Here is a 13,954-nt window from a genome sequence, read left to right as displayed (position 1 = left end):
AGAGCCGCGCAGCGGAGAAAAAGCGCGGCCCTGCCATCTTCAGGTCGCCTTTGCCGGTGAAGACGCGGCGTGGCGTCCGGTTCGGGCGCGATCCAGCAAAGGAATTGCGGGAGTCTTGCCTTGCCGGCAGTCGAAAAGCGGCCTTCGTCTTGCCTTGAGCCCGTGGCTGTGCCGAGGCTCGGGAGCGATACGAATCACCCTCAGGAGCGGGGCCGCCCGACCATGACCACTGAGCTGGCGCCGCGCTTTCGGCACGCTATGCGTGCTCTGCTCGCCCTCTGCGTGCTGACGCTGGCGCTCGCCGCCGGGCAGCCGGGAGCACAGGCCCAGCAACCCGCGCCGGCGCCGACCAGCGCTCCGGCCGCCGCTCCAGCCACCGCGGCCGCGCCGGTCGATCCCAACAGCCCGCGCGGGCGCCTCGATGCGGTCCGGCTCGAACTCTCGCAGATCGAGACGACCCTGACGCGCCCGGACCTCAGCGATGCCGAATTGCAGCGGCAGCGCGTCCGTCTGCAGCCCTCGCTCGACCAGCTTCGCCTCGTCATCGAGCAGCAGGGCCCGCTGGTCGACCAGGCCAAGCTCAAGCTCGACCAGCTCGGCCCGAAGCCGGACGAGAAGGCCCCGCCCGAATCCGCCGAGATCGCCCGCGAGCGCGAGGCCCGGACCAAGGCCTATGCCGATGCCGACGAGACGCTAAAGATCGCCCGCGCCGCGCTGCTCCAGGCGGAGCAGTTGCAGAGCACCATCGGCGACAAGCGCCGCGAGATCTTCGCCACGACCCTCTTCGCCGCCGGCCCCTCCGTGCTCAGCCCCGATGTCTGGGGCAACGCGGTGGCGACGGCGCCCGAGGACCTGCGCGCCTCGGGCTATGTCTTCGGCGGCTGGCTCTCCGGCGTCTCGGATGCGCTTTCGGGCACCCGCGGCGGCATTCTCGCGCTCGCGCTGATCGGCGCCATCCTGCTCTACTGGGCCCGCGCCCGCTATCTGCCGCGCTTCAAGGCCCGCTACGCCAACACCCAGGACACCGGCAGCCTGCATTGCCTCTATGTGGCGCTGGCGCATATCGTCGCCGGCGCCGCGCCGCCGGCCCTGGCGAGCTGGCTGCTCTACAAGGCGCTCAGCACCACCGGCCTGCTGCCGGAGCGCATCCAGCCGGTGATCTGGGCGGTGGTGATCGGGCTGGCCTTCGTCGCCTTCGTGCAGGCCCTCGCCGATGCGGTGTTCGCACCCTCGAGCCCGCAGCGGCGCCTGATCCGCGTGCTCGACGACACCGCCCGCAGCGTCGTCTGGATCGCGAGCGCGCTGGCGCTGGTGACGGCGGTCGGCAAGGTCTTCGAGGCCTGGCTGCAGGCCATCGCCGCCGGCCTCGCCATCTCGATCATCGTCAAGGCGCTCTTCGCGATCCTCTTCGCGCTGGCGCTGATCGCGGGGCTCTACCGGATCCGGGACGACGAGGATGTCGAGCAGGAAGCCTGCCTCGGCCCCTATGTCCCGGTCGATGGCGCGAGCCTCGGCCCGCTTCGCATTCTCGGCTGGATCATCGGCCTCGCCATCATCGCGGCCGCGCTCAGCGGCTATATCGTCTTCGCCTCCTTCCTGGCCCAGCAGGCGCTCTGGCTCGGCATCGTCGCCTGCCTCTATCTGCTGACGCATCAATTCGTCGATCTCGGCATCCCGCGTCTCTTGACCGGCAACGGGCGGCTGGCGCTGACGCTGCGCGCCGGCGTCGGCCTGCGCGCGGCCACGCTCGACAAGATCGCGGTGCTCGGCGCCGGGGTGCTGAAGCTGCTTCTGCTCTTCGTGACGCTGCTGCTGGTGCTGGCGCCCTGGGGGCTGGAATCCTCGGATTTCCTGGGTTCGCTGCGCGCCGCCTTCTTCGGCTTCCAGGTCGGCGGCGTCACCGTCTCGGTCTCGACCATCGTCGTCGGCGCCGTCGTCTTTGCCTTGGGCATCGCCGCGACCCGGACCTTGCAGCGCTGGCTCGACAACAAATTCCTGCCGACGACGCATCTCGACCCCGGCCTGCGCAACTCGATCACCACCGCCGCCGGCTATTTCGGCTACATCGCGGCCGTCGCCATCGCCGTCTCGGCGGTGGGCCTGAGCCTGGAACGGCTGACGCTGGTCGCCTCGGCGCTCTCGGTCGGTATCGGTTTCGGCCTGCAGTCGGTGGTGTCGAACTTCGTCTCGGGCCTGATCCTGCTCTGGGAGCGGCCGATCCGGGTCGGCGATCAGGTCGTGGTCGGCGACGTCGAGGGCATCGTCAAGCGCATCAATGTGCGCTCGACCGAGATCGCGACCTTCGACCGCTCCTCGGTCATCGTCCCGAACTCGAACCTCATCTCCGGCGTGGTGCGCAACCGCGTCCGCAGCGACCGCACCGGCCGGGTGCTGATCGCGCTCACCGTGCCGCGCACGCTCGATGCCGGGCAGGTCCGCGCCATGCTCTCGGAGGTCGCGAGCAATCATGGCGACGTGCTGCAGAAGCCGCCGCCGGCCGTAATGTTCAAGAAGATCGGCACCACGACGATGGATTTCGAGCTGATCTGCGTCGTCGCCGACGTCGAGATCACCGGCCGGGTCAACAGCGACCTCAACTTCGCCATCCAGAAGCGCCTGACCGAGTTGGAGCCGCCGGCCGATACGCCGCAATTGCTGGTGAAGGGGCTCGACGGCGTCGAGCACTCGCTGGGCGAGATCGCCGCTGCCGTCGGCCGCGGTGGCGAGGCGCAGCGCAAGGCCGCGACCGGCGCCGGCAAGCCGGCGGCAAACGGCAAGACCGCCGTGGCGCAACCGCGACGGGCCCGGGCCGCCACGCCCGACGCGGACGAAACACAGGACGAGGACAAGCCGGATACGAAGCCGCTTCCCCTCCCCGATCTCGCCAATGCCAAGGACAGCGACAAGGAATGACCGGATGCCCAAAGCATTTGCGAGCGAAGTGGACACCGGTTTGCGCCGAGACCATGCGCCGGAACAAGGAACTGCGGCCGTTCCGCGCTTCGGGGGATCGCGGAATGGCCGCAGCCTCCTGCGCCGCCTCGCGGGCCAGCGCGCCATGACCTGCCCCGCCGCCATCGCCGGCGCGCTCGCCCTGCTCGGCGTCGCCGGCTGCACGGAGCCGCAGCGCCAGGCCCAGCCCGCCTTCTATCGCGACCTCGGCTCGACCTCGGCCAGGGTCGATGCCGAGCAGGCCCGCGCCATGATCTCGGCCTACCGCATGAACGCCGGCCTCGGCACGCTGGCGCTCGACCCCTCCCTCGACGAGGCGGCCCAGCGCGAGGCCGAGGCGATGGCCCGCTCCGACAAGCCGGCGCAGGCCGATGCGGTGAAGGCACGGCTCGCCAAGGAGGGCGTGCCCGGCGCCGAGGCCAATCTCTCGGCCGGCTACCGGCGTCTCGCCGAAGCCTTCTCCGGCTGGCGCGACTCGCCCCAGCATGACCGCGTCATGAAGGACGCGAAGGCGAAGCGCATGGGCATCGCCACGGCCTATGCGCCGGGCTCCAAGTACCAGGTCTACTGGGCCCTGATCGTCGCGCCCTGAGGCCCGGCGCCGCGGCTGCTCGAGGATCCGCCATGCGGCTCCCGCCAGCCGCTGTCAGCGGAGAAGCCCGCGCCCTCTTACGAAGCGCCGGCGCGGTGGCTAGCTTGCATCCATGCCGCCTCGCCCCCGCAAGCCGCTCGCCCTCTCCGCCGAACAGGCCCGCCGTATCTGGCTCGCGGCCCAGCGGCTCGACCGGCGCGCACCCTTCGGCTCGGGCCCCGAAGCGACGCGGGCCGCCGTCGAGCATCTCGGCTATGTCCAGATCGACACGATCAACGTGATCGAGCGCTGCCACCATCATATCCTCTACGCCCGCATCCCCGCTTATCGCCGCAGCGACCTCGCCCAGGCGCAATCGGTCGAGAAGAGCGTCTTCGAATACTGGACGCATGCGCTCTCCTATGTCCCCACCCGCGACATCCGCTATGTCCTGCCGGAGATGAAGGCGCATCGCGAGGAACCGAAGCGCTGGTCGGCCGTCGGCTCCCGCGAGGAAACCCGCAAGCTGCTGCGCCGCATCCGCCGGGACGGCGCCCTCTCCATCCGCGACATCGAGGAGGAGCTGATCGAGAAGGCCCATCTCTGGGCCAGCAAGAAGCCCTCGAAGGGCCTGCTGGAGCGCGCCTTCTACGATGGCGAGCTGGTGATCTCCGCCCGCACCGGCATGGTGAAGACCTATGAATTGTTCGACCGGCATTTCCAGTGGGAGAAGCGGCCGACGCCGGCGAGCGAGCGGCAGGTTGCCGCCTACAAGCTCGACCGGGCGCTGAGGGCGCAGGGGCTCGTCAGCCTCGATTCCGCCTGCCATCTCGACGCGCCCAGCAAGAAGGCGGTGGCCGCGCAGATCGCCGGCCGGGTCAGGCGCAAGGAGCTCGTGCCCGTCGCGATCGAGGGCGCCGGCAAGCAGGTCCACTGGGCGGCGCCGGAAGCGCTGGAGACGGTGCCGGAGCCGCCGGAGCCCGACCTGATCCATATTCTCTCGCCCTTCGACCCCCTGGTGATCCAGCGCAAGCGCGCGAAGCTGTTCTTCGACTACGCCCATGTCTTCGAGGCCTATCTGCGCCCCGAGAACCGCGTCTACGGCTATTTCGGCCTGCCGGTGCTGGCAGGGGACCGGATCGTCGCCGTGCTCGACCTCAAGACCGATCGCGCCGCCGGCAAGCTCCTGATACAACGCTGGACCTGGCTCGATGGCTTCGAGGCGCCCGCCCTCAAGACCGCCATCGAGGAGGAGTTGCAGCGTTTTGAGCGCTTTCAGCTCGGCCGCGACGAGGCGGAACCCGTTCCGGCCGAGGTCGACACAAAAATGCCGGCTTGATCGCGGCTGTTCCCCGGCGAAGGGCGAGGCGCGAAACCGGATGATGGCGATATTCCGACCGGGCGATTCTGTTCGCGGCACATCTGCCCGCGGCAAGGCCCTGCCCTGAACCATGCCATCGGCGCCTCGGTCACGAGCTGCGACGCTGGCGCCGGGACTGCCGGCTGCCGCGATCCTGCATGCCGCGCTGATCGCCTGGCTCGCTTCAGTCGCGATCCAGCAATTCGACATCGCCCCCATCGCCGAGCAGAGCGTCGAGGTCGAGTTGCAGACATCCGAGCAATTCGAGGCGCTGACCCGGCCGCAACCGCCGGCACCGCCCGCCCCGACCGCGCCTGTCCCGGACATCGCGCCGCCGCTCGCCGCCCCGCCTGCTCCCGCAACCCCTGCCGCGCCGGCACCGAGCCCTCCCGCCCCGGTCGCGGCGGACGGGATGGTCCACCCGCCGCGCATGCTCTCGCAGCGTGTGCTGGCCGATCCGCGCAGCCGCGACGCCCTCGCCATGCTGCCGCGCCTCGCCCCCGACGAGCGGGTCGAGCAGCTCTGCGGTTTGGAAGCGATGGGGCAGATCCATGACTGGCAGCGCAGTTTCGAGCCCGACCGCGTCACTGCCTATGCCCTGGCGGGCACCAAGCTTTCAGGCCAGGTCCTGACCGCCGAGGGGGCCGCCTTCCGCAGCGGGCAGCGCTGGTATGGGCTGCGCTTCGCCTGCACGCTCTCTCCCGATCTGAAGCGCGTCACCGCCTTCGCCTTCCATGTCGGCGATCCCATCCCGCGAGATCGCTGGGAGGCGCTCGGCCTGCCGGCCGTGCATTGAGCGGGGCTTACGCTCCGAGCAGGTCGACCAGCGGCGGAATCAGCGGTTCGTCGGCCGGCGGCATGGCGAGATCGCGCAGCTTGCCGGGGCGAACCCATTTCAGCGCCTGCGCCTCCCGCGAGGCGGGCGAGCCCTCCCAGCGTCGGCAGACATAGAGCGGCATCAGCAGATGGAATTCGGGATAGGCATAGCTGGCGAAGGTCAGCGGCGCGAGGCACTCCTCCTTCACGGTGATGCCGAGCTCCTCGTGCAGCTCGCGGATCAGCGCCGGCTCCGGCCGCTCGCCCGGCTCCAACTTGCCGCCGGGGAACTCCCAGAGCCCGGCGAGCGCCTTGCCCTCCGGTCGCTGGGTGACGAGGATGCGGTTGTCGGCATCGATCAGCGCGCAGGCGACGACGAGAAGCAGTTTCACGGGGACAGGACTCAGTTGCCGGAGAGGATGACCTGGACGGGCTCGGTTTCCTTGCCCGTCAGCGTGACGCTGTCATAGACCGAGCCGCCCTCGCGCGAGAAGGCGTCCTCGTCGCCCCAGATCACCTGAGTGGTGACGAAATAGCTGCCGGGCGCCACCTTGTCGAAGCTGAAGCGGCCATTGGCCTCCGCCTTGGTGGTGCGGGTGTATTCGCTATAGGCGGGATCGACCGCGTCATCGGCCGGGTAGGCGCGGTGCGGAACATATTTGCCCTTGCCGTAGAAATTGGCGAAGCGCTCGCGGGCGAAGGCCGTCGCCGGGATCAGGCGCACCACCTGCCCGGCAGCGTTGACCACCGTGCCGCTCGGCCTGGTGCGGAAGGCGTGGCCGACGATGACCCCGTTGCCGCTCTGCTTGATGAAGGCGGCCTCCTCGGTCGAGAAGGCCGCCGTCGCCGGCTTGCGTTCGACGCAACCGGCCATGATGGCTGCGGCCAGCGCCGCCGCCGCGAATAGCCCGATCCTCATGCAGCCCCCAGCTTGCGCGGCGCCGTCGTGACCAGGAAGACGCCGGCCAGGATGATGCAGCCACCGAGAACCTGCCGCAACTCCAAAGCCTCGCGCAGGACGACGACGCCGAGGATCACCGCCACCGTCGGCACAAGATAGCCGGTCATCGCCGCCCGGGTCGGCCCCGCCGCCCGGATCAACCGCATGAACACCGTGACCGGGATCGCCGTGGCGAAGATGCCGAGCGCCAGCATCACCGGCAGATGCGAGCCGAGCGGCAGGAAGGCCGAGGGGCCCAGGATGGCGAGCGTCAGCCCCGTCGCGATCACGCCGGAGAACATCTGCTGACCGAGCGCCAGCCGGGCCGGATCCCCGATCGCGGCCGGGACCGTCCGGACATAGAGGTTCGCGACGGCGTAGCTCAATGTCGCGCCGATCATCGCGACGACGCTGAGCGCGGTGCCGCCGCCCTCGAACAGACGCGGGCCGATCAGCAGCGCGACCCCGGCCATGCCGAGCAGGATGCCGCCGAGCCTGCGCCGGCTCAGCCTCTCCTCGGCGAAGACGAGATGCGCGACGAGCGCGGTGACGAGCGGGCCGGCCGCCTGGATCATCGCCGCCGGGCCGCTGGCAAGCTGGATCAGCGCATAGCCGACGAGCACGTTCGGTAGCCAGCCATTGGTGGTGCCGAGCATGATCCAGGGCAGGATCTCGGCCCGGCGCGGCAGCGGGCTGCGCCCGCGGCCCAGGCTCCACAACGACAGCACGGCGGCGCCGAGCAAGCCCCGGCTGGCGGCGATTGCCAGCGCCGAAACCTCCCCGCTCATCAGCTTGATGAACAGGTAGCTCGATCCCCAGAGCAGGGAGCAGATCAGCAGGTTGACGGCGATGAAGCTGCGGCTTGGATCGGCCGGAAGCGGCCGCTCAGGAGCGGTAATCGCCATTGATCTCGACATAGGCCTTGGTCAGGTCGCAGGTCCAGACCGTGGCCTTGCCGCGCCCGATGCCGAGATCGGCGGTGATGACGATCGTATCGCCCTTCATGTAGTTCGACACGGCCTGCTCGTCATAGGACGGGGCGCGGGCGCCCTGCTTCGCCACGACGATGTCGCCGAAGCCGATGTCGAGCCTGTCGCGATCGGCCGGCTCGCCGGCCTTGCCGACCGCCATGACGACGCGGCCCCAATTGGCGTCCTCGCCGGCGATCGCGGTCTTGACCAGCGGGGAGTTGGCGATCGAGAGCGCGACGCGCTTGGCCGAGCGGGCCGAGGCCGCGCCGCTGACGCGCACCTCGACGAATTTGCGCGCGCCCTCGCCGTCCTTGCAGACGAGATGGGCGAGCTCGAGCAGAATGGAGTTCAGTGCGCGCTTGAAGCCCGAGAGCCGGGCATCATTGACCTCGGTGATCTCCGGCACGCCGCGCGCCGCCGCCTTGCCGGTGGCGAACAGCATCAGCGTGTCGGAGGTCGAGGTGTCGCTGTCGACGGTGACGGCGTTGAACGAGCCCTTCACGCCCTTCGACAGCAGTGCCTGCAGCACCGGCGCGGCGATCGGCGCATCGGTGAAGACGAAGGAGAGCATCGTCGCCATGTCCGGCGCGATCATGCCGGCGCCCTTGGCGATGCCGGCGATCACGACCTCCTTGCCGTCGATCTTGGCCTTGCGGGTCAGCGCCTTCGGGAAGGTGTCGGTGGTCATGATCGCCTTGGCGGCGTCGATCCAGGGGCCGTCCGCGGCGCGCTTGGCGCAATCGTCGAGCACGCCCTTGAACTTGGTCGCGTCGAGCGGCTCGCCGATCACGCCGGTCGAGGCGATGAAGACCTCCTGCGGCTGGCAGCCGGCGGCCTTGGCAGCGATCTCGGCCGTCAGCTTGACCGAGTCACGCCCCTTCAGGCCGGTGAAGGCGTTGGCGTTGCCGGAATTGACGACGATGGCACGGGCGGAGCCCTGCTTCAGGTTCTCGCGGCACCAGTCGACCGGGGCGGAAGGGCATTTCGAGCGGGTGAAGACGCCGGCGACCTGCGTGCCCTGATCGAGCAGCGCGAACCAGACATCCTGGCGGCCCTTGTAGCGGATGCCGGCCTCGGCGGTCGCGAAGCGCACGCCCGGAACCGGCGGAACCTTGGGCTGGCGCTTGGGCGCGAGCGGGGAAACGGGAACATCCTTGCCGGCCATCGGGCTTCCTCCTGCGGGACACTGCTCGAAGACCGGCGAATCGTCCGCTCGCCGGGCAGTGCGTCTCGTTCGAGAGCCCCTCTGCCGCAGGCCGATGACGAAAACAAGAAGGGCGGCCGCAAGGGCCGCCCTCCAAAATCGCGTAGTCGGGCGCGAAACGCTCAGTTCTTCTTCGGCTCGGCCGGCTTGGCAGCGTCGGGAGCGGGGGCAGCCGGCGGAGCCGGCTTGTCGAGGCGCTCGACCTTGGCCTTCTCGCGCAGCGCCAGCACGGTGTCCTGCTGGGCCTTGCGCTCGAGATACTGGTCGATCTGCGGCTTCACCGCGGCGAAATCCGGCAGCGGCTTCGAGCGCTTGTCCTCGAGCTTGATGACGTGCCAGCCGAACTGGCTCTTCACCGGCACTGAGACCTCGCCCTTGTTGAGCTTGAAGGCGGCCTCGGCGAATTCCGGCACCATGCGGTCCTTGGTGAACCAGCCGAGATCGCCGCCCTCCTTGCCCGAGCCCGGATCCTTCGAGACGTCGGCGGCGACCTTGGCGAAATCCTCACCCTTCTTCAGCCGCTCCTCGACCGCCTTGGCCTGGTCCTCGGTCTCGACGAGGATGTGGCGGGCATGCGCCTCCTCCTCGGGGGCCATCGCCTTGGTGGTGTCGTCATAGAGCTTCTTGGCGGCCTCTGCGGTCACGGCCTTCTTGCCGACGCCGGAGAGGTACTGATCGAGCATCACCTTCTCGCGGTAATAGCCGAGGCGCGCGGCGAATTCCGGCGTATCGGCGACCTTGGCCTCGGCCGCGGCCTTCGCACCGAGCTTGAGGTCGACGAGGTAGTTGATGACCTCGTCGCGCTTGCGGTCTTCGGGGAGCTGCGCGAGGCGCTCGCCGAGATCCTCCGTCGCGAGCTGGACCTCCTGCTCCGTGATCGGGATGCCGTCGACCTTGGCGACGACCTTGTCGGCCTGGGCAAAGGCCGGTCCCGCCAGCAGCGCGAAGCCGAGAGCGGCGATGAGACGGGTGGATTTCATGAAAACGGCCTTTCCCATAGAGAGCCGAAGACGCGACCTGGCGCTGCACTGCCAGTTGAACGCGGCAAAGGCAAGGCGGTTCAGGGGGTTCCCGGCGCGGATCGCGCATCATCCGCAGGCAAGCGGCGCCGCGCCGCTCGCGGCCATGCCTTCCGCGCGGCCGACGCCCTTGGAAGCGGCCGGGCAAAACCCCACATGGTCGGGAAATCTCTTGCCGTTTTGCCCGCTCTTGGACGAAACGCATGCTGGACCATGCCCGCGCACGCGTCTAAACACGCGGTCGCAATTCGAGAATACCGCGGCCTGCCGGCCCGGGCGCGAAACCCGAGGGGCCGCGCCGGCCGGTGGACCGAGACATCACCTGAAAGGCCCAACATGCTTGGCGCGCTCGCAAAGAAGATCTTCGGCTCGTCGAATGACCGCCGCGTCAAGGGCTACCAGCCCCGCGTCGCGGCGATCAACGCCCTGGAGAACGAGATCGCCGCGCTGAGCGACGAGGCGCTCAAGGCCCGTACCGAGGAATTCCGGCAGCAGCTCGCCAATGGCGCCAAGCTCGACGACCTGCTGGTGCCGGCCTTCGCCACGGTGCGCGAGGCGGCCAAGCGCGTGCTCGGCCAGCGCCCCTACGACGTCCAGCTCGTCGGCGGCATGGTGCTGCACGAGGGCGCCATCGCCGAGATGAAGACCGGCGAAGGCAAGACGCTGGTTGCGACGCTCCCGACCTATCTCAACGCCCTCGAAGGCAAGGGCGTCCATGTCGTCACGGTCAACGACTACCTCGCCCGGCGCGACGCCGAGTGGATGGCGAAGCTCTACAACTTCCTCGGCCTGACCGTCGGCACCATCGTCCACGGCCTCGACGACGAGGAGCGCCAGCGCGCCTATGCCTGCGACATCACCTACGGCACCAACAACGAATTCGGCTTCGACTACCTCCGCGACAACATGAAGTACGACGTCGCGCAGATGAGCCAGCGCGGCCACCACTTCGCCATCGTCGACGAGGTCGACTCGATTCTGGTCGACGAAGCCCGCACGCCGCTGATCATCTCCGGCCCGCTCGACGACAAGTCGGACCTTTATGTTTCGATCGACAAGGTGCTGCCCGGCCTCGTCCCGACCGATTACGAGGTCGACGAGAAGCAGCGCACGGTGGCACTGACCGAAGCCGGCAACGAGCATATCGAGGAGTTGCTGCGGCAGGCCGGCATCCTGACCGAGGGCGACCTCTACGACGCCCACAACATCACCATCGTCCACCACGTCAACCAGGCGCTGAGGGCCCACGCCCTCTTCACCCGCGACAAGGACTACATCGTCCGCAACGACGAGGTCGTGATCATCGACGAGTTCACCGGCCGCATGATGCCGGGCCGGCGCTATTCGGAGGGCCTCCATCAGGCGCTCGAGGCCAAGGAGCACGTCACCGTCCAGCCCGAGAACGCGACGCTTGCCTCGATCACCTTCCAGAACTATTTCCGCCTCTACAGGAAGCTCGCCGGCATGACCGGCACGGCCGCGACCGAAGCCGACGAGTTCTTCCAGATCTACAAGCTCGAGGTCGTCGAGATCCCGACCAACCTCCCGATCTCCCGCAAGGACGAGGACGACGAGGTCTATCGCACCTTCGAGGAGAAGGTCCGCGGCGTCATCCGCGAGATCAAGCAGGCGCAGGAGAACGGCCAGCCGGTGCTCGTCGGCACCACCTCGATCGAGCGCTCGGAGCTTATCGCCGAGATGCTGGAGAAGGCGGGCTACAAGCTCATCGACTTCACCGACCCCACCGCGCTGGAGCCGGTCTACGCCGCCGCCCGCAAGGGCGAGACCGTCAAGGCCTTCGCCGTGCTGAACGCCCGCTTCCACGAGCAGGAAGCCTATATCGTCGCCCAAGCCGGCGTGCCCGGCGCCATCACCATCGCCACCAACATGGCCGGCCGCGGCACCGACATCCAGCTCGGCGGCAATGCCGAGATGCGCATCGCCCATGACCTCGCCGGTATCGAGCCGGGCCCGGAGCGTGACGCGAAGGCCGCCGCCATCCGCGCCGAGGTCGCCGATTTCAAGCAGCGCGTGCTGAAATCGGGCGGGCTCTACATCGTCGGCACCGAGCGCCACGAGAGCCGCCGCATCGACAACCAGCTGCGCGGCCGCGCCGGCCGCCAGGGCGATCCCGGCCGCTCGAAATTCTTCCTGTCGCTGCAGGACGACCTGATGCGCATCTTCGGCTCCGACCGGATGGACGGCATGCTGCAGAAGCTCGGCCTCAAGGAGGACGAGGCGATCGTCCACCCCTGGATCAACAAGGCGGTCGAGAAGGCGCAGGGCAAGGTCGAGGCGCGCAACTTCGACATCCGCAAGAACATCCTGAAATACGACGACGTCATGAACGACCAGCGCAAGGTCGTCTTCGAGCAGCGCCGCGACTTCATGAAGCAGCCGAGCGTGCGCGAGACCATCGACGACATGCGCCAGGGCGTCGCCGAGGACCTCGTCGCCCGCCACATCCCCGAGGAGGCCTATCCCGAGCAGTGGGACACCGCCGGCCTCAAGCAGGAGGTGGTGCAGTACCTCAACCTCGATCTGCCGATCGAGGACTGGGCCAAGGAGGAGGGCATCGCCGACACCGAATTGCGCGAGCGCATCCGCAAGCTCTCCGACGAGGACTATGCCGCCCGCATCCAGCGCAACACCGAAGAGGTCATGACCTATGTCGAGAAGCAGGTGCTCCTGCAGACGCTCGACCATCTCTGGCGCGAGCATCTCGTCACCCTCGACCATCTCAGGCAGGTCATCGGCTGGCGCGGCTATGCCCAGCGCGACCCGCTGCAGGAATACAAGCAGGAGGCCTTCGAGCTCTTCGACGGGCTGATCGGGCAGCTCCGCCAGCAGGTCACCGGTCATCTCTCGCGCGTCGAGGTCCGCTTCGATCAGCCCGAGGAGCAGGCCCCGCTGCAGGTGCAGGATGCGGGCCCGGTGGGAGGGTTCGGTGGCGACTATGGCGGCAGCGGCGGCGTGCAGTTCGCGGCGCTCGGTGCCGACGATACGGCGGTGCTCGACCGCAACCCCGACGATCCCTCGACCTGGGGCAAGGTCGGCCGCAACGAGGCCTGCCCCTGCGGTTCAGGCAAGAAATACAAGCATTGCCACGGCCAGTACGTCTGAAGCAGAACGCTTCCGGCTTCGCTTTCGTCATGCCCGGCTCCGGCCGGGCATTGTCGTTTTGGCTCCGCGCATGGGCGGCTCGCAGCTGCGCCTGCGCCTGATGGACGCACGGATTCGTGAGGTCATGTTTACGCCTCGGTAAGGCTCTTCTTTCCAAGTTGCGCGCTGCGAAAGGAGATGAACGGATGATCAAGACAACGCTTTCGGCAATCTGCCTGGCTTTGCTGACGAGCACGGGTGCTGAAGCGGCTTCCGCCAAATCGCTCGGACAGTTCAACGCCTGGAGTGCGGCAGCCTACGACAAGGACAATTCGACCCGTTGCTTCATCATGAGCAGCCCCACGGCCGAGAATCCGTCAGGCTTGCGTCACGGCGAGGTCTTCTTCTTCGTCCAGACGGGAAATAACGGCACCAATACGGAATCGAGTTTCCAGACGGGCTACAGCTTCGCCACGAACTCGACCGTCACCGTCACCATCGGCGACGAGGAGTTCCGCATGCTGACCGAGGGCAACAACGCCTGGCTCGAGAAGGTCGAGCGTGAGCCCGCCCTTCTCGCGGCGATGCGCGCGGGCAGCGACATGGTGCTCGAAGCCCGCTCGGCCCGCGGCAACGCCACGAGCTACACCTTCTCGCTCGCCGGTGTCACCGCCGCCTCACGCCTGCTCCAGCGCTGCGACACGGCAGCGGCACAGAGCTAGGACATCGGTGGCGTTCGCGGCTCCGATGCAAGGCGCGGGGAACCCCTCTCCCGGATGGGAGAGGGGCAGGGGTGAGGGACCGCCGCTTCTCGCCAAGGCAGGACGCGGCCGCCGCGCCTTCTGCGGAAAGCACACACCCTCATCCGGCGCTCCGCGCCACCTTCTCCCACCCGGGAGAAGGAAGGGGCCGTCGCACTTTCCCTGCAAACTTATCCCCGCCCTCACACACCGCACTTATCCTCGGGCCACCTCGTCCCCGAGGGGCAGCCATCCGGAGGTGTGCCGTTGGTGGGGATG

At 68.4% G+C, this 13,954-nt stretch carries 11 protein-coding genes; 6 read left to right on the top strand and 5 right to left on the bottom strand.

Annotated elements, in window-relative coordinates; all coding sequences use genetic code 11:
- Positions 1-222: 222 nt before the first annotated feature.
- The 4 genes from AB6806_RS23140 (at position 223) to AB6806_RS23125 (ending at position 5,679) form a co-directional block, all read left to right on the top strand.
- A complete protein-coding gene (locus AB6806_RS23140) occupies positions 223-2,913 on the top strand; it encodes a DUF3772 domain-containing protein (RefSeq protein WP_370955626.1) in 2,691 nt (896 codons plus the stop codon).
- Between the two features lie 4 nt (positions 2,914-2,917).
- A complete protein-coding gene (locus tag AB6806_RS23135) occupies positions 2,918-3,544 on the top strand; it encodes a CAP domain-containing protein (protein WP_370955625.1) in 627 nt (208 codons plus the stop codon).
- Positions 3,545-3,656: 112 nt separating this feature from the next.
- Positions 3,657-4,862 (top strand): winged helix-turn-helix domain-containing protein, encoded by a 1,206-nt coding sequence (locus AB6806_RS23130; protein ID WP_142022830.1) that lies wholly within the window; start codon positions 3,657-3,659, stop codon positions 4,860-4,862.
- 112 nt (positions 4,863-4,974) lie between these two features.
- Positions 4,975-5,679 carry a DUF930 domain-containing protein gene (locus AB6806_RS23125; protein ID WP_370955624.1) on the top strand — a complete coding sequence of 235 codons (705 nt, stop codon included), beginning with the start codon at positions 4,975-4,977 and terminating at the stop codon, positions 5,677-5,679.
- A 7-nt stretch (positions 5,680-5,686) separates the two neighbouring features.
- Here the strand turns inward: AB6806_RS23125 and mutT are convergent, their stop codons facing one another.
- The 5 genes from mutT to AB6806_RS23100 all read right to left on the bottom strand — a co-directional run bounded on the left by mutT (position 5,687) and on the right by AB6806_RS23100 (position 9,794).
- On the bottom strand, positions 5,687-6,091 hold the full coding sequence (mutT, locus tag AB6806_RS23120; RefSeq protein ID WP_185748012.1) for an 8-oxo-dGTP diphosphatase MutT: 405 nt from the start codon (positions 6,089-6,091) through the stop codon (positions 5,687-5,689).
- Positions 6,092-6,102: 11 nt separating this feature from the next.
- Complete coding sequence (locus tag AB6806_RS23115; RefSeq protein WP_133560920.1) at positions 6,103-6,618, bottom strand: peptidase associated/transthyretin-like domain-containing protein; 516 nt, start codon at positions 6,616-6,618, stop codon at positions 6,103-6,105.
- Positions 6,615-7,544, bottom strand: a complete 930-nt coding sequence (locus AB6806_RS23110; protein WP_185748011.1) for a DMT family transporter — start codon at positions 7,542-7,544, stop codon at positions 6,615-6,617. The genes AB6806_RS23115 and AB6806_RS23110 overlap by 4 nt, the downstream gene beginning before the upstream one ends.
- Positions 7,525-8,775, bottom strand: coding sequence for a bifunctional glutamate N-acetyltransferase/amino-acid acetyltransferase ArgJ (gene argJ, locus AB6806_RS23105; RefSeq protein WP_038362842.1), 1,251 nt, complete (start codon positions 8,773-8,775; stop codon positions 7,525-7,527). Before argJ ends, AB6806_RS23110 begins: the two co-directional genes overlap by 20 nt.
- A gap of 161 nt (positions 8,776-8,936) precedes the next feature.
- Positions 8,937-9,794, bottom strand: a complete 858-nt coding sequence (locus AB6806_RS23100; RefSeq protein WP_248311156.1) for a peptidylprolyl isomerase — start codon at positions 9,792-9,794, stop codon at positions 8,937-8,939.
- A 375-nt stretch (positions 9,795-10,169) separates the two neighbouring features.
- Here AB6806_RS23100 and secA point away from each other — a divergent pair, with 375 nt between their 5' ends.
- Positions 10,170-12,956 (top strand): preprotein translocase subunit SecA, encoded by a 2,787-nt coding sequence (gene secA, locus AB6806_RS23095; RefSeq protein ID WP_133560924.1) that lies wholly within the window; start codon positions 10,170-10,172, stop codon positions 12,954-12,956.
- 185 nt (positions 12,957-13,141) lie between these two features.
- Positions 13,142-13,657, top strand: a complete 516-nt coding sequence (locus AB6806_RS23090; RefSeq protein ID WP_038362839.1) for an invasion associated locus B family protein — start codon at positions 13,142-13,144, stop codon at positions 13,655-13,657.
- Positions 13,658-13,954: the final 297 nt, after the last annotated feature.

The sequence above is a fragment of the Allobosea sp. RCC_152_1 genome, from assembly GCF_041360765.1.
GTDB lineage: Bacteria > Pseudomonadota > Alphaproteobacteria > Rhizobiales > Beijerinckiaceae > Allobosea > Allobosea spartocytisi.
This window is presented reverse-complemented; position numbering and strand designations above follow the sequence as displayed.